Origin of the sequence: Vibrio ponticus (genome assembly GCF_009938225.1) — a bacterium.
GTDB lineage: Bacteria > Pseudomonadota > Gammaproteobacteria > Enterobacterales > Vibrionaceae > Vibrio > Vibrio ponticus.
Genome location: NZ_AP019659.1, coordinates 23,730 through 48,011, shown reverse-complemented (window position 1 = coordinate 48,011; position 24,282 = coordinate 23,730). Strand labels below are relative to the sequence as shown.

The window sequence follows — 24,282 nt, the reverse complement described above, 5'->3', positions numbered from 1 at the left end:
CTTCTCTGGGGGATGGCGAAACTCGTTTTATCGAATCAAGCAAAGTAACCGAGCAGCTGCAAGAGGTACTGGGTCTTTTTGATGTGATTGTTGGTACAGAAGAAGAGTTTCATATTTGTGGTGGCTCTATTGATACCGTTGAAGCATTAAAGGCTGTTCGCCAAGTATCAGACGCTGAGCTTGTATGTAAACGTGGCGCGCTAGGTTGTTCCGTTTACACCGATGCAATTCCAGCAACGCTCGATGAAGGTATTACCATTACGGGTGTGCGCGTTGATGTATTGAATGTGCTGGGTGCAGGCGATGCGTTTATGTCAGGTCTGTTGCGTGGCTACATTAACGGTGAAGGTTGGGAGAAAGCTTGTGCGTATGCGAATGCATGCGGTGCACTTGTGGTCTCGCGCCATGGTTGTGCGCCAGCCATGCCAACTAAATTGGAACTCGACAACTATCTAGCTAGAGCAGAAAGTGTGAAGCGTCCAGACTTGGATTCCGAACTTAACCATCTGCATCGTGTGACAACTCGTAAACAGCAGTGGCCTGAGTTGTGCGTGATGGCGTTCGACCACCGCATTCAGTTTGTCAATATGGCTCGTGAAGTCGGCGCTGATGTTGCACAAATTAAACCGCTGAAAAAACTCATCTTAGAGGCTAGTCGTCAAGTCAGTATTGAAGCCGATCTTATTGGTAAGTCGGGTCTATTGTGTGACAGCTCGTTTGGTCAAGATGTATTGAATGACATTACTGGTGACGGATGGTGGATTGGTCGTCCGATTGAACTACCAGGTTCACGTCCGCTGAAAATGGAACACGGCAATATTGGCTCTCAGTTGATCGATTGGCCAAAAGAGCACGTCGTGAAGTGCTTGTGTTTCTACAATCCAGAAGACGAGTATCAAATTCGTTTAGAGCAAGAACATCAAGTGCGTGAAGTGTATGAAGCGTGCTGTAAGTCTGGTCATGAATTGTTGCTTGAAATCATTCTACCGGAAGGGATTGAGAAGAGTGACCAGCTGTATTTCCGAGCCATGACTCGCTTCTACAACCTCGGCATCAAACCAGATTGGTGGAAACTACCACCATTAGCTGCACAAACATGGGATCAAGTATCTGAGCTTGTGAACGCAAGAGATGAGCACTGTCGTGGCGTTGTTATCCTAGGTCTAGATGCCCCACAAGAGGAGCTAGCGAAAGGGTTTGCTCAAACTGCCGGGAAAGACATCGTGAAAGGCTTTATGGTGGGTCGTACCTTATTTGGCGAACCGTCGCGTGAATGGCTTGCTGGTCAAATTAGCGATCAGACACTTATCAATAAAATTAAAATCAATTACCACAATCTGATCGAACTTTGGAATCAGCAACGTGGTTAAAAATTAGTGAGACAAACGGAGAATTTATAATGGCGATTCAACTAGGTATCAACCCTCTAACTTGGACTAACGACGATATGCCTGCTCTAGGTGCGGAAACTCCACTAGAGACATGTCTAACAGAAGGTAAACAAGCAGGCTTTGCTGGTTTCGAACTGGGCAACAAATTTCCTCGTCAAGCGAGCGTACTCGGTCCAATTTTGGATGCGCATGGTCTAAAACTTGTGTCGGGTTGGTATTCACTTGAGCTATTAACGCGTTCTGTTGAAGAAGAGATTGAAGCTGTACAAGATCACTTAGTACTGCTTCGTGAGCTTGGTTCAACTGCAATGGTTGTATGTGAAGTGACAAACTGTATTCACGGTGCAAAAGATACACCAGTGCATCTGCGTCCTCAGTTCCCAGCAGAACAATGGGAAGAGTACGGCAAGAAGCTGACTGAGTTTGCAAAATACACACAAAGCCAAGGTGTGAAAATTGCATACCACCATCACATGGGTACCGTGATTGAAACGGCAGAAGATGTCGATAATCTAATGAAGCATACTGGTCCGGAAGTCGGTCTACTACTAGATACTGGTCACTTAACATTTGCAGGAGCAGATCCAGTAGAAGTGGCTCGTCGATGGGCTGATCGTATCAACCACGTTCACTGTAAAGATGTTCGTAAAGATGTGTTGGCTGATGTGAAAAATCGCAAGTTAAGTTTCCTTAACTCTGTACTAGAAGGTGTTTATACCGTTCCTGGCGACGGCTGTGTCGATTACCCTGCCGTCTTTAAAGTACTGAAAGATGTAAACTACAGCGGTTGGTTGGTCGTAGAAGCTGAACAAGATCCTGCGATTGCTCATCCACTAACCTATGCGACGCTTGGTTACAACAACCTAGAAAAACTAGCAAAAGACGCTGGTCTTATCTAGTTCGTTATGTGGAATAAAAAAAGCACCCTTTGTGGTGCTTTTTTTAATGGGAACGAAAAATTATGGATGCTCTTTTCATTACTGACCCTTGGTTTTACTGTACAGCAATTCCGGCAATACTCATTTTTGGTATTGGGAAAGGCGGTTTAGGCGGGGCTCTTGGTATCGTGGCAGTACCGTTAATGTCATTAACCATCGCTCCTGTTCAGGCTGCCGCAATAATGTTGCCTATCTTATTGCTGATGGATGCTTTTGCCGTTAAGCACCATTATCGCTCTATCGATTGGCAAATCGTTAAACAGATGCTGCCGGGAATGGTCATAGGGGTCGCAGCAGCAGGCATGTTTATGCTCTCTTTTTCAGAGGCATTGATCAGAGTGGGGATTGGGTTGTTGTGCTTGTACTTCTCTGCCAGATATTTTTTATCTTATCGACGACGTGACGAAGAGAACGCTCATTTAATGGCTACGCCGTGGGGGTTTTTAAGTGGCTTTGCTAGCACAGCGATACATGCAGGCGGTGGTCCTGCGAGTATCTATTTCTTGTCGTTGAAAATCGACAAAGTAGTACTTATTGCAAGCATGGCGGCTTTTTTTGCTTTAACCAATGTGTGTAAGTTAGTGCCGTTCTACCTGCTTGGAGAACTTGAAATCGCTAACATGGCAACAGCACTTTTGTTGATGCCTATCGCGCCAATTGGCGTCAAAATGGGGGTTTGGCTACTGCATCGTTGCAGCAATGAAACTGTGTATACCTTATGTTACTCTTTGCTCGTTCTTTCTGGGTCGAATCTATTTATTGATGGTGTTGCGGCACTGTAATTGAAAAGGAGATTTTGCTCATCGATTGAGGCATTCGGTTGGTGAGCGAAAGGGCCATTTGTTCCTTTCCAGCACGTTCCCCTTTGATGTCTCTCATTCTGTCCGGTCAATGTTTACTCGAACAGAACGCTGTCAGGTTATGTTAGCGTATAATGAACCAGTGTAGTGGGAGGGAATCAGCGATAAATAAAAAACCACCACTGCGTGACAGTGGTGGTTAAGAGTGATGTTGTTGATAATTACTCGGAAGAGGCTCGCATCATGCGTACACGTGGACTATTCATCAATACACGTGCAATTTGCCAGAATACATAACCTAATGCGCCGGCTGCTAATACGTAATAGGTGGTCATCAACCAACCCGGTACGTTATGGGCGAGGAAAATGTACATTGACACTGAAGAGAGTGTGATTAACACCGCTACGGCTGGCGTCATTGACCAAGGCGTAATATCTACTTGCTCGGTGTAGACGTCGACGTGCGCTTCTTGAGGGTAGAAGTAACCTACAGCCAGCATAAATATGACGTTCGCGACAAACAGCGCCCCAACTAAGTGGAAGAAGTGAATATCAACGGTGAAGACGAAGTTAAATAGAATGTAAGCTGATACACCGAAAAGTAGGCCCAATTTCGCCGCAATAGCCGGGACTCGTTTGGTTAACAGACCAACCAAAACCACACTTAGAATAGGTGAGTTAAATAACCCTTGAAGTTGCTGAATTAAGTAGAACAATCCATTTGGGGCGTTAGCGACAAGCGGCGCAACAATCATTGAGATCAGTGCTAACGACAAGCCAAACCATTTACCAAATTTAACTAACTGCTCTTCCGTTGCGTCTGGGCGTAGGCTCTTCTTGAAAATATTAACAGTGAACAGCGCAACGGATGAGTTGAGACCGCCACTGAAAGTAGAGAATACCGCCCCAACAACCACCGCGGCGAAGAAACCAACCAGCATTTCAGGCAGTACAATTTGTACGAGGCTCGGGTATGCATGATCAGGGTTACTGATTTCACCATTGAAAATGTGGAAGGCAATAATACCTGGAAGGATAATAATACTAGGGATCATCAATTTAAAGAACGCACACAGCAGTACGCCTTTTTGACCTTCTGCTAAGTTTTTAGCACCCAGCGCTTTTTGTACAATCGATTGGTTGGTACACCAGAAGAACATATTCGATACGATCAAGCCGGTAAATAGTGTCGAAAACGGCACCATAGAGTCTTCATCACCAATGGAATTAAACTTATCAGGGTTCGCTTCATATACCTCAACTAAGCCACCCCAAACGTCACCATCACCCACATAAGCCAGTGCAAATAACGTAACTAACAAACCACCAAGGATCAAGCCAACGCCATTGATAGTATCGGCTACGGCGATCGCTTTAATACCACCAAAGATAGCGTAAAGAGCCCCAATGCTGCCAACGCCCCACACCATGACCCAAAGCGCGGTGGTTTTATCTACATCGAACACATTGGATACTTGGAATAAGCTCTCGAGTGCAATTGCGCCGGTATAAAGCACAATTGGCAGTAGAGAAATTACGTACATAGCAAGGAAAAGGATGGATGTGATAGTTAGTGTTTGTTTGTCAAAACGTTTTTCTAGGTATTCTGGAATGGTAGAAATACCCAGCTTGAGATAGCGTGGTAAGAAAAATATGGCGAATAAAACGATGGTCATCGCAGCCATGACTTCCCAAGCCATAACGATAAATCCGGTTCTAAATGCTAATCCATTAAGCCCAACTAAGTGCTCGGTGGAGAGGTTCATTAATAACATTGAACCGCCAATGTAGATACCGGTTAAAGAGCGTCCTCCGAGGAAGTAACCTTCCGATGATCCTGTTACGTCAGTACTGCGGGTTTTGTAATACGCAAACCCTGCGACAAATAAAGTAAAACCAATAAATGAAATAAAAGCGAGCATGGTACCTCCAGTAGCTTTTATTACGACCCCGCGTCCTTAACTATGCAGAGCCTGGTAAGCCACCTAGGTATGACCTAGGTGGGAGCCGTATGGTATAGAGCTTTATAGTGCGATTTCTTTACCTGTTAGAAGAGATTCAAGAGCTTTGTCTGCCATTAGCAACGCTTGTTCACCGTCAAAACCGCTGCATTCGGGTTGGGCTTTACCTGACAATACATCAACAAAGTGCTGCCATTCTGCGCGGTAAGCTTTCTCATAACGCTGTAGGAAGAAATGTTCTGGTTTAGCCGCGACACAGCCTGGTTCACCCCAAACTTCAACGGCATCTTCAAGGATATTGTTCGCACGAAGTAAACCATTCTCACCGTGCAGTTCGATGCGTTGGTCGTACCCATAGCCTGAACGGCGACTGTTAGAGATCGTAGCCATTGCTCCTGACGGGAACTTCATCACGATAAATGCAGTGTCGATATCACCAGCAGCCCCGATAGCTGGGTCGACTAAATTACTGCCTTGCGCATAGATTGAAACTGGATCTTCACCCATGATGAAACGCGCCATATCGAAATCATGAATCGTCATGTCGCGGAACATACCGCCAGAAACTTTCACGTATTCTGCTGGCGGTGGGGATGGATCGCGAGAAGTGATCAGTAGGCTTTCTGCTTTACCAATGGTACCAAGGCTTAGTTGTTCACGTACCTTTCTGAACTGAGGGTCATAACGGCGGTTAAAGCCAACAAAGAGAGGAACGTTACACTCATCAACGATTTTTAAGCAATCACGTACACGCTCAAGATCTAAGTGAACTGGTTTTTCACAAAAAATGGCTTTGCCTGCTTTCGCCGATAATTCAATTAACTCTGCGTGAGTATCCGTTGCAGAAGCAATAAGAACGCCATGTACATTTGGATCAGACAGTGCTTCATCGATAGTTTGAATTTTTGCACCATATTTTGTGGCTAACGCTTCGGCATTTACCGTGTAAGGGTCACTGACTGAATAAAGTGTCGTTTCTTTGTGGTTGGCGATGTTCACAGCATGGACTTGACCAATACGACCTGCACCAAATAGAGCGATATTGTACATAGGATATGTTCCTCATTAATTATATTAACCACTCTTATCTTCTTAGAGCCAAAGTGTTATCTGTGTCTCATGTAGGGTGTGAAGGATAAGAGCATGTCTCGTTGTGGGACACATTAACAATGAAAATTATGTTTCACAATATTAATTAATGAAACGTACGTTTTTTGGTTTAATATTGTGACCTTGGTAGTTTTTTGCTCGATGATTGATGGGCGATATGGCGAGGCACACAGTGTTTTTTTTGGCTTTTCTTTTGTTAAGATCTTGATTTTGTTGGTTTTTATTGTCATTTGAGTGAGCAAGATCAAATAATGCCAAATGACAAGTGGTTGATTTGTTGCGCAATTTGGCGATTTGGTTCTTGAAATTGTGCTTTTTTGTTAATTGACGGGTGTTATCACTGGGTGAGAGAGGGGGTGGTGGTGGAGATAAATAGATTCTAACGTTTGATTTTTAACCATATATATCATGTAGATATGTGCTTTATTAGGACATATTTAGAGACCAATTGCTTGCGACGATAAGTCAGTAAAGCAAAATAGGTATGAAAACGTTGCCTAACTCACTAAATGATTATTTTGATTTGGTAAATTAGAATTATGAAATGTATATTTCATTTGAAGCGTTCATTTCATTTTAATTTGTAACGTTCATGGTTACCGCTTGAGCGTGATGCTAGCGCAAGGTTTTTTATCCTGTCTCGCTAATCAAGGGGGGACTTAATAAAGAATCATTGATTATTAGGATGTCGTAATGTTTGTAACTAACTTAGATGAACTCAACACACTCGTCTCTCGAGTGAAAGCTGCGCAAGCAGAATTTGCTACATTTTCTCAGGAGAAGGTTGATAAGATCTTTCGTGCAGCGTCGTTAGCTGCCAACCAAGCACGTATTCCATTAGCACAGCAAGCGGTGGCGGAATCTGGCATGGGTATTGTTGAAGACAAGGTGATTAAAAACCACTTTGCTTCAGAATACATTTACAATAAGTACAAAGATGAAAAAACCTGTGGAGTCTTGGAAGAAGACAAGGCGATGGGCACAATGACGATTGCGGAACCGGTCGGCATTATCTGCGGTATCGTTCCAACGACTAACCCAACCTCAACGGCGATATTTAAGTCGCTGATTGCACTCAAAACGCGTAATGGCATCATTTTTTCACCTCACCCTCGAGCGAAGGGGTCTACGAATGACGCTGCTAAATTAGTTCTTCAAGCAGCAGTCGCCGCCGGTGCTCCAAAAGACATTATTGGTTGGATTGATCAGCCAACAGTGGAACTCTCTAATGCGCTAATGAAACACGATGACATCGCGTTAATTTTAGCGACAGGCGGACCAGGCATGGTGAAAGCGGCATATTCATCTGGTAAGCCAGCTATTGGTGTGGGGGCAGGTAACGTACCGGTTGTGATTGATGAAACTGCGGACATTAAGCGTGCCGTGGCTTCAGTGTTGATGTCAAAAACGTTCGATAATGGTGTGGTGTGCGCATCCGAGCAAGCGGTTATCGTCGTTGATAAAGTCTACGATGAAGTAAAAGCACGTTTTGCTAGTCATAAAGCTTATGTATTGAATAAAACAGAAGCGGATAAAGTACGTAAAGTGTTATTGGTTAATGGGGCATTAAACGCCAAGATTGTCGGTCAACCAGCCATTGCTATCGCTGATATGGCTGGGGTCAATGTGCCTGCTGATACCAAAATTCTGATAGGTGAAGGGCTCGGCAAAGTGTCGATTGATGATGCATTTGCGCATGAAAAACTATCTCCAACACTTGGTTTATTCCGTGCGACAGATTTTGAAGACGCCGTTGAACAAGCGGTAACCATGGTGGAAATTGGTGGGATTGGTCACACCTCTGGCTTGTATACTGACCAAGATAAAAACGCAGACCGTGTGCGCTACTTTGGTGACAAGCTCAAAACTGCTCGCATTTTAATCAATATACCAACGACGCATGGTGGTATTGGTGACCTTTACAACTTCAATGTCGCGCCTTCTTTAACCTTAGGCTGTGGCTCTTGGGGGGGGAACTCTATTTCAGAAAACGTCGGACCGAAACATCTGATCAACAAAAAGGTGGTCGCGAAACGCGCAGAAAATATGCTTTGGCACAAATTACCAAAATCAATTTACTTCCGTCGCGGATGTTTGCCGGTTGCTTTAAGCGATTTAGCGGGCAAAAAGCGCGCGTTCTTAGTCACCGACCGATACCTATTTAATAACGGTTACGCCGATGATGTCGTGCGCCTATTAAAAGCACAAGGCATGGAAGTGAGCACATTCTACGAAGTGGAAGCAGACCCAACTCTAAGTGTTGTGCGTAAAGGGGCTGACGCAATGCAAAGCTTCCAACCAGATGTCATTTTGGCGCTTGGTGGGGGGTCACCAATGGATGCAGCCAAAATTATGTGGGTAATGTACGAGCATCCAGAAACGCATTTTGAAGAGTTAGCGATGCGATTTATGGATATTCGCAAGCGTATTTACACTTTCCCTAAAATGGGTGAGAAAGCCGATTTAGTATGTATTACAACCACTTCTGGTACCGGCTCTGAAGTGACGCCTTTCGCGGTAGTAACCGATGATGCGACAGGGGCTAAGTATCCATTAGCTGACTATGAACTCACGCCAAATATGGCTATTGTTGATGCCAATTTAGTGATGAACATGCCCAAGTCATTGACTGCTTTTGGTGGGTATGACGCAGTAACACACGCTTTAGAGGCATATGTATCAGTACTCGCGAATGAATATTCTGATGGTCAAGCATTGCAAGCGTTAAAAATGCTCAAAGAATACCTACCATCAAGTTATGCTAACGGCGCCTCTGACCCGATCGCTAGAGAGAAAGTGCACAACGCAGCAACTATAGCAGGCATGGCATTTGCGAACGCTTTTCTTGGTGCGTGCCACTCAATGGCACACAAACTGGGGGCTGAGTTCCATCTACCTCATGGTTTAGCCAATGCATTACTGATTTCAAACGTAGTGCGTTTTAATGCTAACGACAATCCAACTAAGCAGACAGCATTCTCTCAATATGACCGTCCGCAAGCTCGCCGTCGTTATGCAGAAGTTGCCGACCATCTTGGACTTTCTCTGCCTGGCGATCGCACAGCACAGAAAATCGAACGTCTACTTGATTGGCTAGAACAGCTGAAGTTAGAGCTTGATATTCCGCGTTCAATTAAAGAAGCGGGCATCAACGAAGCTGACTTTATGGCGAAGATTGATACGTTAGCGGTTGAAGCATTCGATGATCAATGTACTGGAGCGAACCCTCGTTATCCTCTTATTAGCGAACTACGTGCAGTTCTCGTTGCGTCCTACTACGGGCACAAATTTACAGAGGATCTACCTGAGTCGAATAAGCCATCATTAAAAGTGGTGAAAAAAGAGAAGAACGAAGAAGCTGTCGCTTAATCGTTGTTTGAGTAACATTTGACTCCAATTGCGCCGCATTGTCGGCGCTTTTTTGTTATTGAATAATGAAACGTACATTTCGCGTTGCAGCGTTTTGATTTGTTCATCATCAGATTGCAAGTGAGACAAAATACCCAGACGAGTGAAGTTTCTGATCGTTCAGAGAATTACCGCTATGAGAATGAAAAAGAGCACATTAATTTAATCACGTGCTCTTTGGAAGAAGGAAGGTGAAACGCAGGTTAGTTAAACTTCACCCAAGCTGATTGGTTGTCCGCTGATTCAACGCATTTTTCGCATAAACGAACACCATCGATACCGGCATCAATACCTGGATACCAAATGTTGTTTGCGGTGATCATATCATCACGATTAACCGCATCCATCACTAAGCCAAAGCGGTGGTAGAGGTTCGCCCATGATTCAAAATACCCTTCTGCGTGTCCGCCACCTACGTGACTAGCTGCAACGCCTTCAACATCTTTATATAGGTAATCCATATCACGGTCGAGCAGGCGAGCAGGCTCACCTTGAACTTCGTAGCGAAGCTGATTTGGGTGCTCATCCCACCATTCAATAGAGGCTTTTTCGCCGACAATACGGATTTTTTGTTGGTGCATCGATCCGGCATTGACGGCTGATGCCCATAAAGTGCCCACTGCACCACCTTTAAATTCCATCATGACATGGGCATTGTCCTCTAAAGGGGCGCGGGAGGCGATAAAGCTTTGGCGCATACAAGATAAGCGTTCAACTTTCAGCCCGGTCATCATTTCACATAGGTAGAAAGCGTGCGTCCCGATATCCCCTATGACATAAGTTGGTCCCGATACTTCTGGGCTTACACGCCACTTTAATCCAGGATTATCTTTCTCATGCTCAATATTATGGAAGCCATGAGCAAACTGCATTGTTACAACACGAACTTTGCCCAGGTCGCCTCTTTCAACCATTTCTCGCGCTTGATGTACCATCGGGAATCCCGTGTATCCGTACATCACTCCAAGGATTCGACCTTTTTGTTGGGCAATAGATTTTAGCTCTTCTGCTTCTTCCGTTTTGAACGTGATTGGTTTTTCACAAACAACATGCAAACCTGATTCCAGTGCGGCTTTACATATTTCATAGTGTGTAGAGTTTGGTGTAGCAATAGAGACTGCTTGGATACCATCTTCACGCTTGGCTTCCTCAGCAAATAATTCTTTGTAACTGGAGTAACAACGCTGTGGGTCAAGACCGATGTTTTTACCAAAATCACGACAACGATCCGCATCTAGGTCAAAGGCTCCTGCGACCAATTCAAATAGACCATCTCGTTGTGCGGCATTACGGTGGGAATAGCCTATTTGGCTGCCTCTTCCACCCCCGACCATCCCCCAACGAATAGGTTGTTCAAAGCGTCGTTCTTCATTAAACATGGTTACGTTCTCCTCAATTTCAAGCTGCGCATCAAAGCCCATCTGTCAGGGATGAGGCGCCTACAATTTGACATGATAGGTCGTAAGACCCTTAGATGTGCAGACTATAAAACAAGCTAAAAATGAAATTAGTATTCCAAAATTAAAACTGTGATGAAATAAAAATATTACCTGTAAAAATTAAGATTAACTTGCATTTGATCACAGAAAAATTCGTCATGAATCTGGTTTTTGTTCGTTTTTAGGGCATTTCTGTTCAATGTGAAGACATATGTTTAACGTGAGAGTTACGTGGTAATGAGTGAAGTTATTACTTTTCTTGTAAAAAATAACACTCATTAAGCTGCTAGTGTGAAAATTACATTTCATAAACGAGTTGCAAAAAAAGTGACAACGTCATGTTTTTAAGGTTACCTAGTTAGATGAATGCAACTCGACTGCTCAAAAGTGTCCTGTTTTAGGGCATGAATCATGACATGTCCTAAAACAGGACATGTGTATTAAATTGATGTCGATGTTTATCACGAATATACGTTATTAAAATTGGCACACTTGATGCAATAAGTACAAACACGAGATAAACGAATGAGAATTTGATTATTCATTAGATCTAATTTAGTGATTGATGGAGTTTTTATCCTAATTACTTTTATTTTTATTTTAAATTTGTGTTGGAGTATTTATGAAAGATTATAAGTTGTCAGTTTGTTCTGAAATGGTATTTCAAGAGTTACCACTACTTGAGAGAGTTAAAAAAATTCATGAACTTGGATTTAGTGTCGAAATTTGGGATTGGACAAATAAAGATATTGATGCGTTAGTTGCAACGGGCGCTGACTTTACATCAATGACAGGTTACATATCAGGAAATCTAACGGATGATGATGAGATTGAAAATTTACTAAATAGTGCAAAAGAATCGATTGAGGTTGCCAAACGTTTGAATTGTCCTTCTCTCAATCTACATGGCACAGGTTTAGGTGAAGGTGGTATTCCTGTAAAACCTGTTGAAGTTGTCACTGGTGACATGTGGCTTAAAGCTCTGGATACACTGACTAAAATCGCAAAACTAGGGGAAGAACACGGCAAAGTATTTACCTTAGAAAACTTAAACCTTGAAGTAGACCATGCCGGTACTCCTTTTGGTAAAGCGTGCGATACTTTGGCTCTTGTCAGCGCAGTAAATAGCCCTTATCTAAAGATGAACTTGGACCTTTATCATGCCCAAATTGGTGAAGGAAATTTGATTGAATTGGTTCGTAAATGTGACCAACATATCGGTGAAATTCAAATTGCAGATGTACCAGGACGAATGGAACCAGGTACAGGTGAAATTAATTACCCAGCGATTGCAACCGCACTAAGAGATATTAATTATACCGGCGTTGTTGCGATGGAAGCTTGGGCATCTGGTGACTCAGATCTTGCACTTGAAAGATTTAAAAACGCTTTTAAATAAATTTAACCACATAAATTAAACCTCAGTAATTTAATTAATTCACGTTCTGGTGAAGGAACGTTTACATAAAAAGGAAACATATATGTTTAATATTGCGCTATTCGGTGCTGGTCGAATTGGTCAGGTGGTACACGCAGTTAATATCGCTGAACACCCACAAACTAACCTTTACTCAATCATCGATCCGTTTGCGGACAACGCAAATAAAATCGCTAATAAGTACGGTTGTAAGATCCAATCAGTAGAAGAAGCGATGCAAGATGCCAATGTTGATGCTGTTTTGATTGCATCAGCAACGGATACTCATGCAGAACTAATTGAACTTGCAGCAAAAGCGGGTAAGCCAATCTTCTGTGAGAAGCCTGTACATTTGGATATGGCTCGAGTGGAACAATGTTTAGCCGTGGTCGAAGCGCAACAAGTGCCACTATTTATCGGTTTTAACCGTCGCTGGGACCCGCAGTTCAAGCAAGTAAGCGATCGTTTAAGCCTAGGTGAAATTGGTAAAGCAGAGAGTCTTCTGATCACCTCTCGCGATCCATCGCCACCGCCAGCTGAGTATGTGAAAGTGTCAGGTGGTCTATTCCGTGACATGACAATTCATGACTTTGATATGGCACGCTTCATCATGGGTGAAGAGCCAGTGTCTATTTACGCTTGCGGCAGCTCAATTGTTGATGAAGGCATCAAAGCGGTGGGTGATATTGATACGGCATTCGTGGTCATGAAGTTCCCATCGGGCGCAATGGCTACAATTTCGAACAGCCGTCGCTCTGGCTATGGTTACGATCAGCGTATCGAACTGCATGGCGAAAAAGGTGTCCTAACAGCGAAAAATCTACATGAAGATGCGGTAGAACTATGGACCGAAGAAGGCTGTAAATACGCGAAGCCTGAATTCTTCTTCCTGGAGCGTTACAAAGCCGCATACATCGCAGAATGGAATCACTTTGTCGAAGTACTCAATGGTCAAGCCATTCCAGCAACCAGTGGTCTTGATGGTATGCAAGCGCTTTACTTAGCAGACAAAGCGCTAGAATCACTACAAACCGGCAAAGAAATTCAACTCTAAGTTGATTTGAAGAAATTCGGTAGTGAGCATCACAGTTCACTACCGAACGTCTATCAGTTGCATGAATTGTGAAGTGCTAACTATCGAGTTGAGTAATGGTTAAATTATACTAATGCACTGATAATTATATAAATAACTGTATTTTCGCTTGATGTATACGCAACCATGAGTTGGTGTATCTGCGGGATTGGGCTTTTGAAATGCTAGTAGAACATAATAATAGGCGCGATGTCGTCGAGCTTGAGCTGCTTCCTCAAGAACAAGAAGCTAAAAGTACCGATAAAGTAATCCGCTATGCATGGGAACAATTTATTGAAGGAGGACAACCAAACAACGTACGTCCTTCGATATTGGCGTCTTGGCAACGCTCACTCAAAAATAATATTGACCCTGAAACCTTTGTTTACCGCTCACTCCCTGAAGATGAGCTTGCGACCGTGCTACTTGATAATCGAGAACTGATCTCTGTCGCCAGAAAGTTCATGCAAGACCTGCTTTACTACAATCCTGATGGTCATATTAATTTAACGGATAATCACGGTACCACCCTTTGCTATTGTGGGTCCGATCTGACCCCGGTAGGCAGTATTCTCCATGAAGAAGAGCTCGGCACTAACTGTACGGCACTGTGTCTGCGCAAAAAAAAACTGGTGTACGTTCTCAGCGCTGAAAACTGGAAATTTCATCTAAGAGATCGCAGAAAACAATGTGCAGCCGCACCGATTATGGACAGCAAAGGGACACTTATCGGTGTACTAACACTCACCGCCACTCAAGAAAACTTTAATACACATACTTTAGGTACGGTCCAAGCAGCGGCGCATGCGATAGAGCAACAACTGCGGCTTAAAGAACTGCTTGCTGAACAACGTTTGATTTTAGAGACCCTAAATGAGGGTGTTATCGTGATTGATGATGCTGGCATCATTAAAAACATCAATCGTTATGCAAAACAGATTTTCAGCGACTTAGATCTCCTCGGGCGCAATATTGATAGGGTACTCAAACCGGAAGATGAATCCATGTTGCGCATTCATCAAGGTAATGATCATGAAGTGCTCTTTCGACCAAGCAGTAATAAAAGTATCAATTGCCTCATCTCTGTGATGGAAATGAATAATGGCAACCGCGTGATATCGTTGCGCGAAGACCAACGTATTAAACGCATCGCACGTAAAGTACTTGGTGGAAACGCGACCTACACCTTTGATCGCATCATGGGCAACTCTGATGCACTCAAAGAAACCGTATCACGAGCAAAAGTTGCCAGCCGCAGTCAAAGTACCATTTTGATCACCGGTGAAAGTGGCACGGGTAAAGAGCTATTCGCTCAATCTATTCATAATCACAGTGAGCGCGCCGACGGTCCATTTATCGCCCTCAATTGCGGGGCAATTCCGAAAGATTTGGTGCAAAGCGAACTCTTTGGCTACGTTGAAGGCGCGTATACTGGTGCAAGGGGCGGTGGTGCTGCAGGTAAGTTTGAACTAGCTGATGGCGGAACGTTATTTCTCGATGAAATTGGCGAGATGCCGCTTGAGGCTCAAACCAGTTTACTGCGCGTCATTCAAGAAAGCGAAGTCATTCGTATTGGTTCATCCAAGCCAAAAAAAATTGATGTGCGCATTATCGCAGCCACCAACCGAGATCTAGTCAATGCCATTGATGACTCAATGTTCCGACGCGACCTCTATTATCGCCTCAATGTGATTTCAATCCATATCCCGCCTTTGCGCCATCGTGACAAAGACATTCGGGATTTAATCGAGTATTTCTCGGTGAAAATGTGCAATACTTTTAAAAAGATGCGTCCATCAATTTCATCTGAAGCACTCGAAGCGTTGTGTGCTTACACTTGGCCAGGTAATGTCCGTGAGCTCGAAAACGTTATTGAACGTTTAATCAACCTTAACAAAGGATTAGCGATCCAGCTCCACGATCTACCTGACGAAATCCAACTACCGCCACTGCCGGTTATGACCGTTCCGACAGCATCCGAAGTACAACCTTTTACACCACATATCATGCCTGTTTTTTCAACCATCAAAGTCTCTTTAGAGAGCAATGAGCGCCAACACATCATTAATCTTTTAAAGGAGTTCAGAGGAAACATCCGCAAAACAGCAACCACACTATCTATTTCTAGGAACAGTTTGTATTGCAAACTGAAAAAGTGGGATATAAAAATACACGAATACCGGCAGTAAATTATAAATCACCTGTATTGATATTGAACATGAATTAATACATGTTCAATATTAAGACATCGGTGAATATATTTATCGTTTTTTGATCACAAATAAATAAGCAAATATATGGCACAGCTATTGCTAAATTAAATAACAAAAACCAAAAGGTTAATAACATTAAATTTATTTGCTTTTATTAAATCTAATTAAGGAACAATGATGGTCAAACATAATATACTTTACGCTACGATGATATGTATTATCGCCTCGCTGAGCGGTGTTATGCTAGGATACGATGCCTCGGTAATATCTGGCGTTATCGAGCCTCTAACAGCTTACTTCCAACTGACTCCAGCGGAAAGTGGTTGGGCGGTATCTAACGTGCTCTTTGGTTGTATCTTTGGCGCATTGATAGTCGGATCAATCTCCAACAAATACGGTCGTAAGAGAACCCTCATCTTTACTGCCGTATTATTTTTTGTTTCTGCAATTGGCTCTGCACTCGCAACCACATTTTTCTGGTTTGTTGTTTATCGCATGATTGGCGGCTTTGCCGTGGGTATGGCCTCTGCCATTACGCCACTATACATCGCAGAAGTCTCTCCAAAAAACTACCGAGGTCGCATGCTTGGCTTACAGCAAATGCTGATGGTTGGCGGGCAAATGGTGGTGTATATCGTTAACTTTATGATCGTGAAAGGCATGGCTGAGGCATGGGTAGTCGATATGGGATGGCGCTGGATGCTAGCGTCTGAACTCGTGCCAATCACGCTGTTCTTATTACTGGTCACCTTCATGCCTGAATCGCCACGCTGGTATGCAATGGTAGGTCGTAATGATGATGCTTTGAAAGTACTCTCGCGACTGTCTAATCTAGAGCATGCGAAAAAACTACTCAGCGAAATTACTGACTCAATTCGCCAAGAAGAATCAAGTAAAGCCGCCAGTTTAAATGTCTCGCAAATTCTTTCTAATCCCAAAACTCGTTACATTGTACTGATTGGTTGTGTTATCGCGACACTGCAGCAACTTATTGGCATCAACATCCTACTTTACTACGCCCCATCACTTCTATCGAACATTAACGCCAACATCCAAGATTCTCTTTTCCAAAGTATTTTCCTTGGCGCAGCCTTGTTCATTGGTGTCTGTGTAGCGATCTTTATGGTTGACAGAGTCGGTCGCAAACCGCTACTGAAATTTGGTGCTATCGGTTGTATGGTGTGTCTAATTTTAACGTCAATTCAATTTATCATGGGGATCACCGGTTACCTGCCAGTCATTACACTGGTGATGTTTGTGTTCATCTTTGGTCTATCATGGAGCCTTGGTGCCTGGCTATTAATGTCTGAGATCTTCCCAAATCGTATGCGTGCCGTTGGGATGGGAATTGCATTTTGTGCCATGTACATCTCGAATTTTAGCGTGACACAAACGTTCCCGATGATGAACCGCAGTGACTTCTTAATGGAGCAATTTAATGGCTCATTCCCACTACTAATGTGTGCGGCATTCTGCTTGCTTGGTTACTGGTTTATTGGCCGTTTCTTACCAGAAACTCGTGGCGTTTCTTTGGAGAATATTGAACCATTGATGTTGTCTAAATCTAAACGTTTTGGCAATGCACAACCTGATACGCCAAAAGAGCCATTAGAAGACATTGTGGTGAGCAATTAATCTTATCATATGCGATATCATATAAAATGACGCAGTATCAGCATTGATCCTGCGTCATTTTTTAATTGGATAGAAAATAAAAATAACGGTTAAAATAATTAATGAACTAATAAGATGATTCAATATAAAAAAGGCCTTTTGTATATTCTATAAATAAATCCTCATAAAGTTTAAGTCAACCACATCTAATTTTAATATCAAAATAAGATAAATGATTTATACTTGGCACACTGTTTTAATCGATAAATCTTACCTAGTTGGCGCTAATAAATTCATACCTGTAAAAAAGCCCCCCAATGGCAGTCATGGGAGGCTCTTCAAGTAACACAGCAAAAATATCACAACGATCGTCAAACGATGACACCGAACAAGAATGTGTGACGCCGTCACTAAGTCCGGCGTTGTAGATAATCCTGATAATCAGGGATTTCCAAAGCAACTTCTTGATCGAACAAAGGCGATGCGAGCAGGAATTCCGCGCAAGCTCGGTTTGTCGCGACCGGTATGTTCCAAACACTGGCAATCCGTAATAATGCTTTTACATCGGGGTCATGCGGTACCGCATTCAACGGGTCCCAAAAGAAAATTAAGATATCAATATCGCCTCTTGAGATACGTGCACCAATTTGCTGATCGCCCCCCATTGGACCGCTTATCATTCGTTCAATTTGCAAATTTGTCATTTGGTTAATTAGCGCTCCAGTCGTACCGGTTGCACATAACTCATGGCGACTCAATCGAGTTTGGTTGTCTTGGATCCACTGCAGCAGTTCGGGTTTGCAGTTATCGTGTGCAACCAATGCAATCCGCTTAATGGCAGGCATAAGACGCGTAACGGTTTTCATTTTATTCTTCCTCCTCCAATGCCCTATTGGAATGCTAGTGACAGGCATAACGACTGAATTAAACACTGAGTAGCGGATAAGGTACGAAATGCATCTTTCACCTTGGTCTCTTTTATCACGATGGAAACATCACCAAAGCTGGCCAGCGGGCTAATTGGGTGGTCGGTGATCGCCAGTTGGCTAACGCCTTTGTTTGCTGCATAGCTGCAGGCGGCCACCGTTTCTTCTGCATAGGGTGAAAAGCTCACAGAGATCAGTAAATCGCCGGGCATTAACGCGTCCAGTTGCTCATCGAGCGTACCGCCCACCCCGTTTAAAAGATAACTCGCAACATCAAGATGAGAGAGTGAATAGCAAAGATATGACGCTATGCTAAACGAACGACCTATACCAATAACAAACACATTATTAGCCTTAGCGATCAACGCCGTTGCTTTCGCCAAATCGACTTCATCGACCTCTCGAGCTAAATTGCTCAACGACTCTATATTGGAGAGAGAGAACTCCTTAAGTAACGCATGAGGCGTCACATCACTGTCACTCGCTTGAGCTAACTTCGCCCGTTCAGCATAATTCGGTATTTCACTCAGCATTGAGGCGCGAAACATCTTCTGAATATTGCTAAACCCTTTATGTTCAAAAGTTTTTGCAAATCGGACTAGTGTTGAAGGGGGCACGTTGGCTTGTTGGGCTATATCATTAATTGTCGCAAATGCCACGGTAATTCTATTTGCCAGCAAATACAAAGCCACTTGCTGCAATCGAGGGCTTAAAGTGTCAAACTTATCGTGAACTTGTTTTTCAAAATCACTTAAGATTTGATAATCGTCCATAGGGGCTTCTCATCGTAAAAGCCAGCCCCAGGGGCTGGCTTAATCACAACCTATTCGTTGTCACCTTCTTGCCAAACCTTGTTGTACAGTTCAACCATATCTTCGACTGACGGTACTCTTGGATTATTCAGAGGCGATCCCGAAGCTAACGCTTGTTCAGCCATCGTCTTGGTTAGCCCCAAGAACTTCTCTTTATCAATACCGTATGCCAGTAATGATGGTACGCAAAGCTCTTGATTGAGAGCACGAAGCTCAGCCACTAATTTTTGACAGGCTACAACATCACTATCGCTTGGCGTCGCCACTCCCATTGCTCGAGCGCAGTCGGCATAACGATCTTCTGCGTTAGGTGTAGAAAACTCAGTAATACAAGGCAGTAACATCGCATTAGATAAGCCATGAGGCACATGAAAGAAAGCACCAATCGGTCTGCTCATGCCATGCACTAACGCAACAGAAGCATTTGAGAAAGCAATGCCTGCTAAGGTTGAGCCTAACATCATCGCTTCACGTGCTGCGCCGTTATCAGGTTGTCGATAAGCCATTCGTAGATTCTGGCCAATTAGACGCATTGCTGTAAGAGCTTGTGCATCAGAAAACAAGTTTGCTTTCTGGCTGACATAAGCTTCAATTGCATGAGTTAGTGCATCCAAACCACAATCAGCCGTCACTCGCGGCGGCAAGCTCAACGTGAGTTCATAATCCACTAATGCGGCTTGAGGCATAAAGCCAAGTCCCATGCACAGCATCTTTTCATCGCTTTTTTCATCAGTGATCACCGTAACACGCGTCACCTCCGACCCGGTTCCAGCCGTAGTTGGGATCGCAATGATAGGCAATCCTTCGGTTGAGACATCAACAGGAAATTTATAATCACGAACTTGGCCACCCAGTTTACCCACAACCGAAATAGCTTTCGCACTATCGATAGCACTACCGCCACCAATTGCGATGATGGAATCAAACCCCCCTTCTTTAATCATCTCAACACCAGCCTGAATTGAAGCAGCTGTAGGTTCAGGGATTGTGTCTGCAAATAGAGAAGATTCAATGCCCGCTTCTAATAGAGATTGTCGAATACGCTCAACGTAACCAAGTTGTACCATCATCTTGTCGGTAACGATTAACGGCTGATTGACTTGCAACGTTTTAAGCACTTCAGCAGCTTGCAAAGCCGCGCCCTGGCCAACATGCATGATTCTCGGTAATACAATCTTTGCGCTCATGAATAGTCCTCATTTAGCAGTTAAAGTATGAAATCAATTTGAAACAAGATAACCGATAAAACACAAAAGCGAAATAAATTAATGAAAAAATCATTTCAAAACAAAGAGAAGATCAAATCCTTACAAACTACAACTAATCACATAAATCACTGTACAAAAAGACAAAATATTAGGGAGACTTAGATTCCAACGTAAAACTTCGTGGCTAGAAAACAAAAAACACTTTAAACAAAATGAAATAAATGATTCAATTATACCAATTGATGAAACAAACTTGTTTCTTCGGGTGATTACACTTAGATATTGGAGCTCATCGTGGATCTAGGAATCTTTGGCATTTTATTGTCATTAATACTGTTGATGTACTTTGCGTACAAAGGAATGTCAGTTATCTGGCTAGCACCGATTTTGGCACTGGTTGCCGCGCTTTTTTCCTCAGGCACATACCTTATGGCAAGCTACACCGAGGTATTCATGTCGAGCGCAGCTAACTACGTAAAACTCTATTTTCCTGCGTTTTTACTCGGGGCGATTTTCGGCAAAATCATGGATGTATCAGGTGCCGCGAAGACCATCGCACGAGTTATCACCACCAAAGTGGGCGAACAAAATGCCATCCTAGCGGTTGTACTTGCAGTCACAGTACTTACCTATGGTGGCGTGTCGATGTTTGTCGTCGTTTTTGCTGTTTATCCTATTGCTGCCCAAATCTTCCGTGATAGTAATGTGCCTAAACGTCTCATCCCTGGCACCATTGCACTAGGCTCGTTTACCTACACCATGACAGCACTACCAGGTTCACCACAGATCCAAAATACCATTGCGATGCCATTCTTCGGCACCACAGCTTACGCTGCACCAGTGCTCGGTATTATTGGTTCAGCCATCATGTTTGGTTTGGGTATGATGTGGCTAAAACGTCAAGAAAATCGCGCGCAACTGGCTGGTGAAGGATTTGGTGGAATAGTCGAACTCGAAGAGGAAGAAAACGAGAGTGATACCCCGTCTGTGATTAGTGCCTTTATCCCTATCATTATTGTGCTTGGTCTAAACTTTCTTATCGTTACTTTTTATTATCCAAATGCGCATACCGCTTATCTAAGTCAGTTCGGAACAACCGTGCAAAAAGTTCAAGGGATGTGGAGTTTAATCATCGCCTTAACCACCGCGATCACAGTTGCGCTAGTACTGTTTAGAAAATATATCCCTGATCCGCGTGATGCGATAAATGAGGGCGGTGAAAGCTCGATCATGCCTATTATGAATACCGCAGCGGCCGTTGGGTTTGGTAACGTGATCAAATCACTAAGCTCGTTTGAAGTGGTCAAAGAGATGGTGCTTTCAATCCCAGGCTCGCCGCTTTTCTCATTCGCGCTTTCAACCAGTTTACTAGCCGGCATCACCGGTTCTGCATCCGGCGGTTTGAGTATAGCGCTGGACGCATTAGGGGATGTCTACATCCAACAAGCCCAAACATTAGGGATCAGCTTAGAGACATTACACCGAGTTGCTGCTATTGCTTGTGGTGGATTGGACTCACTGCCACACAATGGCGCAGTAATCACCTTATTGGGAATTTGTGGTATGACACACCGTCAGTCATACAAGGATATTTTTGTTTGTACCTTAGTGATCCCAATGATAGCAACACTCGCAATCGTTATGATTGGTTCAATGGGTATCTAGCCCTAAGAGCAGGTCTTCAATCCGCAAAGAGCAAAATCATTTCTGGTGATTTTGCTCTTTTCACGTCGCAATAGTGAAAAATAAATTTCACTATTGCATTCAATTTGAATAAAATTGTGAAAAATGTAATGCGGAGAACGATATGACACCGGCCAGCACATTGAACGAACTGCAAGATCAGATTCGAGCTAAATACACAGATTTAAGTAAAAGACTTCAGCAAGTTGCCGAGTATGTACTTGATAATAAGAGCAGTGTGGCGTTTGAAACTGTACAAGTAATTGCAAAACAAGCCGATGTACCACCATCCACATTAATTCGATTTGCGAGTGCGTTTGGATTTAATGGTTTCAATGAAATGAAACAAGTTTTTCGCAATCACTTACTTGAAGAGACATCGAACTACACAGACCGAGTAAAATTACTCAAAGAGATGGACGAAGATAGTCATACGCCGGATAACCCTATCGATATCCTGCACGAGTTTGCACGTGCAAATACTAATGCGATGCAACAACTGTCATCTCAAACCCCTGCAGACAAACTCAATGAAGCAGTTGAAACATTGTCAAAAGCAAAAACGATTTATGTCATGGGGCTAGGTCGCTCTTTCAGCGTCGCATCTTACTTAACGTATGCGTTAAGACACCTCAACAAGAGAGCATTCTTAATAGATGGGTTAGGTGGCATGTTCAAAGAACAGTTAAGCATGGTAGATGCCGATGACGTCGTGATTGCTATCAGCTTCTCACCGTACGCCAAAGACACCACTGATATTAGCGACTCTTTAGCAAAATCAGGTACCAAACAAGTGATCATCACCGACAGCCCGATCAGCCCGCTCGCCTCATTCAGCGATGTGTGCTTTGTGGTAAAAGAAGCCAAAGTCGATGCTTTCCGCTCACAAGCCGCCTCTCTATGTCTCGCGCAAACGCTCGCGGTGTCGCTAGCGTTTCACGAACAAAAATAATGACATCTAAAAGGAGCACTCGCTCCTTTTACTTTTTAATAGCGAAACTAAACTCATGGAACCCACAACCTCGATTCGTTGTGTCATTTTTGATTGTGACGGAACGTTAATTGATAGCGAAAGATTATGCTTACAGGCGATATGTCTGACTCTTGAAGAAATTGATATCCACGTCAGTTACCAATGGTTAAAAGAAGAGTGGCAAGGTACAAAGATCGACATCATTTTCAGTTCTATTCTCGGTATGCATTGCCAAATTGAAGAGGTCAATCTAACGGCACTGATCACGCGCTATCGTGAACATTGCAACCAACTTTTTGCTCAAGAACTCGAACCGATTGATGGGGTAATGGAAGTCATTCAAGAGCTCGATAAACGCAATATCGCCTATTGTATTGCTTCTAACGCACCACTTGAAAAGATGGACATTACTCTCAACCTAACCAAACTGATGCCTTATTTTGAAAATAAGATTTTTAGCGCATTTGAAGTTGGCAGTTGGAAACCTGAGCCAACACTATTGCTAACCGCACTCAACACGCTTGGGTTTACCCCCGAGCAAGCCCTATTTATTGATGACTCACCGGTCGGCGCAGAAGCAGGCGTTAGAGCAGGCATTCGCACACTCTACTTCACTCATCAACAAACAAACACCACTTCCCTGGCAGGAACTCACACAATTACTCATCTGAAAGAATGCTTAGCTCACCTTATTTAACGCCTCATCAGCTTTGTTTCTCATCGGCTGCTTAAAATGAGAAACAAAGCGGCTTTTATCACCAAACGCTAATTGACAACAATACAATTAAATGGAAAATATATTTCACTTTATCTTTGTTTTAGAAAAATAATTTCAAGAGCGTATTATGAATTGTGTTTTGGACCAAAATGATTTCTCCGCGTTAGCTGAATTACTTGCTACTACTGATGCTGTCTCTGTTCGCAGCAAAGAGAAAATCTCAGAACTGCTCAATCAAAGCTCATCAAGCAACACATGGTTCGGCTACAAAATTGCCAATAAACTGTGTGCGGCGGCGCATGTCACCAGTGATGAATTTGCCAGTGGAACTTGGATTGTTAACTTTGTCGTCGTACGCCCAGATCAGCAAAATCGAGGGATCGGTAAGGCGCTACTCAAATACATCGAGTTTAAATTACGCACCGGAAATCATCGTCGCTTATTGGTGCATAGCTACGGCAAGAAAGAGTACAGCAAGTACCGTCATCTATGTTTACGCTTGGGTTATATCTGCGAAGGCATTGTCAACGATTACTATGAAAATGGTAATGACAAAATCACGTACAGTCGCGTTATCGCCCGCTAGTGTGAACCTTCTT

Annotated in this window: 18 protein-coding genes; 12 read left to right on the top strand and 6 right to left on the bottom strand. The window is 43.4% G+C overall.

The window, feature by feature from the left end; translation table 11 throughout:
• From iolC to GZN30_RS21240, 3 genes are all read left to right on the top strand, one after another.
• Window positions 1-1,370 (top strand): 5-dehydro-2-deoxygluconokinase (gene iolC / locus GZN30_RS21250; RefSeq protein ID WP_161987140.1); only part of this gene is annotated, 1,370 nt, incomplete at its 5' end.
• A 29-nt stretch (window positions 1,371-1,399) separates the two neighbouring features.
• On the top strand, window positions 1,400-2,290 hold the full coding sequence (gene iolE, locus GZN30_RS21245; protein ID WP_075651183.1) for a myo-inosose-2 dehydratase: 891 nt from the start codon (window positions 1,400-1,402) through the stop codon (window positions 2,288-2,290).
• A gap of 62 nt (window positions 2,291-2,352) precedes the next feature.
• Window positions 2,353-3,111: a sulfite exporter TauE/SafE family protein gene (locus GZN30_RS21240; RefSeq protein WP_075651185.1), complete on the top strand. Its 759-nt coding sequence runs from the start codon at window positions 2,353-2,355 to the stop codon at window positions 3,109-3,111.
• 239 nt (window positions 3,112-3,350) lie between these two features.
• Here GZN30_RS21240 and GZN30_RS21235 read toward each other — a convergent pair whose 3' ends face one another.
• Both GZN30_RS21235 and iolG (GZN30_RS21230) read right to left on the bottom strand, forming a co-directional pair.
• Window positions 3,351-5,051, bottom strand: coding sequence for a solute:sodium symporter family transporter (locus GZN30_RS21235; RefSeq protein ID WP_075651187.1), 1,701 nt, complete (start codon window positions 5,049-5,051; stop codon window positions 3,351-3,353).
• 102 nt (window positions 5,052-5,153) lie between these two features.
• Window positions 5,154-6,140: an inositol 2-dehydrogenase gene (gene iolG, locus GZN30_RS21230; protein WP_075651189.1), complete on the bottom strand. Its 987-nt coding sequence runs from the start codon at window positions 6,138-6,140 to the stop codon at window positions 5,154-5,156.
• A 753-nt stretch (window positions 6,141-6,893) separates the two neighbouring features.
• Here iolG (GZN30_RS21230) and adhE point away from each other — a divergent pair.
• Window positions 6,894-9,569 carry a bifunctional acetaldehyde-CoA/alcohol dehydrogenase gene (gene adhE / locus GZN30_RS21225; RefSeq protein ID WP_075651191.1) on the top strand — a complete coding sequence of 892 codons (2,676 nt, stop codon included), beginning with the start codon at window positions 6,894-6,896 and terminating at the stop codon, window positions 9,567-9,569.
• Between the two features lie 242 nt (window positions 9,570-9,811).
• On the opposite strand, the gene GZN30_RS21220 is transcribed toward adhE, so the two are convergent.
• Complete coding sequence (locus GZN30_RS21220) at window positions 9,812-10,987, bottom strand: Gfo/Idh/MocA family protein (RefSeq protein ID WP_075651214.1); 1,176 nt, start codon at window positions 10,985-10,987, stop codon at window positions 9,812-9,814.
• A 682-nt stretch (window positions 10,988-11,669) separates the two neighbouring features.
• Between GZN30_RS21220 and GZN30_RS21215 the strand changes: the two genes are divergently transcribed.
• The 4 genes from GZN30_RS21215 to GZN30_RS21200 all read left to right on the top strand — a co-directional run bounded on the left by GZN30_RS21215 (window position 11,670) and on the right by GZN30_RS21200 (window position 17,384).
• Window positions 11,670-12,446 carry a TIM barrel protein gene (locus GZN30_RS21215; protein WP_075651194.1) on the top strand — a complete coding sequence of 259 codons (777 nt, stop codon included), beginning with the start codon at window positions 11,670-11,672 and terminating at the stop codon, window positions 12,444-12,446.
• Window positions 12,447-12,528: 82 nt separating this feature from the next.
• Complete coding sequence (gene iolG, locus GZN30_RS21210; RefSeq protein WP_075651196.1) at window positions 12,529-13,518, top strand: inositol 2-dehydrogenase; 990 nt, start codon at window positions 12,529-12,531, stop codon at window positions 13,516-13,518.
• A gap of 200 nt (window positions 13,519-13,718) precedes the next feature.
• Window positions 13,719-15,725 (top strand): sigma-54-dependent Fis family transcriptional regulator, encoded by a 2,007-nt coding sequence (locus tag GZN30_RS21475; protein ID WP_075651198.1) that lies wholly within the window; start codon window positions 13,719-13,721, stop codon window positions 15,723-15,725.
• A 198-nt stretch (window positions 15,726-15,923) separates the two neighbouring features.
• Window positions 15,924-17,384, top strand: a complete 1,461-nt coding sequence (locus GZN30_RS21200) for a sugar porter family MFS transporter (protein WP_408646847.1) — start codon at window positions 15,924-15,926, stop codon at window positions 17,382-17,384.
• 389 nt (window positions 17,385-17,773) lie between these two features.
• On the opposite strand, the gene GZN30_RS21195 is transcribed toward GZN30_RS21200, so the two are convergent.
• From GZN30_RS21195 to GZN30_RS21185, 3 genes are read right to left on the bottom strand one after another with little or no spacing between them, the layout of a single operon-like run.
• On the bottom strand, window positions 17,774-18,229 hold the full coding sequence (locus GZN30_RS21195) for a methylglyoxal synthase (RefSeq protein ID WP_075651202.1): 456 nt from the start codon (window positions 18,227-18,229) through the stop codon (window positions 17,774-17,776).
• A gap of 23 nt (window positions 18,230-18,252) precedes the next feature.
• Entirely contained in the window at window positions 18,253-19,062 is an 810-nt protein-coding gene (locus GZN30_RS21190) for a MurR/RpiR family transcriptional regulator (RefSeq protein ID WP_075651204.1), read from the bottom strand.
• Window positions 19,063-19,112: 50 nt separating this feature from the next.
• Complete coding sequence (locus GZN30_RS21185; protein WP_075651206.1) at window positions 19,113-20,288, bottom strand: iron-containing alcohol dehydrogenase; 1,176 nt, start codon at window positions 20,286-20,288, stop codon at window positions 19,113-19,115.
• 315 nt (window positions 20,289-20,603) lie between these two features.
• On the opposite strand from GZN30_RS21185, the gene GZN30_RS21180 reads away from it, so the two are divergent.
• The 4 genes from GZN30_RS21180 to GZN30_RS21165 all read left to right on the top strand — a co-directional run bounded on the left by GZN30_RS21180 (window position 20,604) and on the right by GZN30_RS21165 (window position 24,269).
• Window positions 20,604-21,974, top strand: coding sequence for a GntP family permease (locus tag GZN30_RS21180; RefSeq protein WP_232060587.1), 1,371 nt, complete (start codon window positions 20,604-20,606; stop codon window positions 21,972-21,974).
• A 142-nt stretch (window positions 21,975-22,116) separates the two neighbouring features.
• Window positions 22,117-22,944 carry a MurR/RpiR family transcriptional regulator gene (locus GZN30_RS21175; RefSeq protein WP_075651210.1) on the top strand — a complete coding sequence of 276 codons (828 nt, stop codon included), beginning with the start codon at window positions 22,117-22,119 and terminating at the stop codon, window positions 22,942-22,944.
• A gap of 55 nt (window positions 22,945-22,999) precedes the next feature.
• Window positions 23,000-23,662, top strand: coding sequence for an HAD family hydrolase (locus GZN30_RS21170; RefSeq protein WP_075651212.1), 663 nt, complete (start codon window positions 23,000-23,002; stop codon window positions 23,660-23,662).
• Between the two features lie 148 nt (window positions 23,663-23,810).
• Window positions 23,811-24,269, top strand: a complete 459-nt coding sequence (locus GZN30_RS21165; RefSeq protein ID WP_075652700.1) for a GNAT family N-acetyltransferase — start codon at window positions 23,811-23,813, stop codon at window positions 24,267-24,269.
• Window positions 24,270-24,282: the final 13 nt, after the last annotated feature.

Bases quoted from the DNA above. Each gene is read 5' to 3' on its own strand.
- iolE (WP_075651183.1), top strand. From the start codon at position 1,400: ATGGCGATTCAACTAGGTATCAACCCTCTAACTTGGACTAACGACGAT.
- GZN30_RS21240 (WP_075651185.1), top strand. From the start codon at position 2,353: ATGGATGCTCTTTTCATTACTGACCCTTGGTTTTACTGTACAGCAATT.
- GZN30_RS21235 (WP_075651187.1), bottom strand. From the start codon at position 5,051: ATGCTCGCTTTTATTTCATTTATTGGTTTTACTTTATTTGTCGCAGGG.
- iolG (WP_075651189.1), bottom strand. From the start codon at position 6,140: ATGTACAATATCGCTCTATTTGGTGCAGGTCGTATTGGTCAAGTCCAT.
- adhE (WP_075651191.1), top strand. From the start codon at position 6,894: ATGTTTGTAACTAACTTAGATGAACTCAACACACTCGTCTCTCGAGTG.
- GZN30_RS21220 (WP_075651214.1), bottom strand. From the start codon at position 10,987: ATGTTTAATGAAGAACGACGCTTTGAACAACCTATTCGTTGGGGGATG.
- GZN30_RS21215 (WP_075651194.1), top strand. From the start codon at position 11,670: ATGAAAGATTATAAGTTGTCAGTTTGTTCTGAAATGGTATTTCAAGAG.
- iolG (WP_075651196.1), top strand. From the start codon at position 12,529: ATGTTTAATATTGCGCTATTCGGTGCTGGTCGAATTGGTCAGGTGGTA.
- GZN30_RS21475 (WP_075651198.1), top strand. From the start codon at position 13,719: ATGCTAGTAGAACATAATAATAGGCGCGATGTCGTCGAGCTTGAGCTG.
- GZN30_RS21200 (WP_408646847.1), top strand. From the start codon at position 15,924: ATGATGGTCAAACATAATATACTTTACGCTACGATGATATGTATTATC.
- GZN30_RS21195 (WP_075651202.1), bottom strand. From the start codon at position 18,229: ATGAAAACCGTTACGCGTCTTATGCCTGCCATTAAGCGGATTGCATTG.
- GZN30_RS21190 (WP_075651204.1), bottom strand. From the start codon at position 19,062: ATGGACGATTATCAAATCTTAAGTGATTTTGAAAAACAAGTTCACGAT.
- GZN30_RS21185 (WP_075651206.1), bottom strand. From the start codon at position 20,288: ATGAGCGCAAAGATTGTATTACCGAGAATCATGCATGTTGGCCAGGGC.
- GZN30_RS21175 (WP_075651210.1), top strand. From the start codon at position 22,117: ATGACACCGGCCAGCACATTGAACGAACTGCAAGATCAGATTCGAGCT.
- GZN30_RS21170 (WP_075651212.1), top strand. From the start codon at position 23,000: ATGGAACCCACAACCTCGATTCGTTGTGTCATTTTTGATTGTGACGGA.
- GZN30_RS21165 (WP_075652700.1), top strand. From the start codon at position 23,811: ATGAATTGTGTTTTGGACCAAAATGATTTCTCCGCGTTAGCTGAATTA.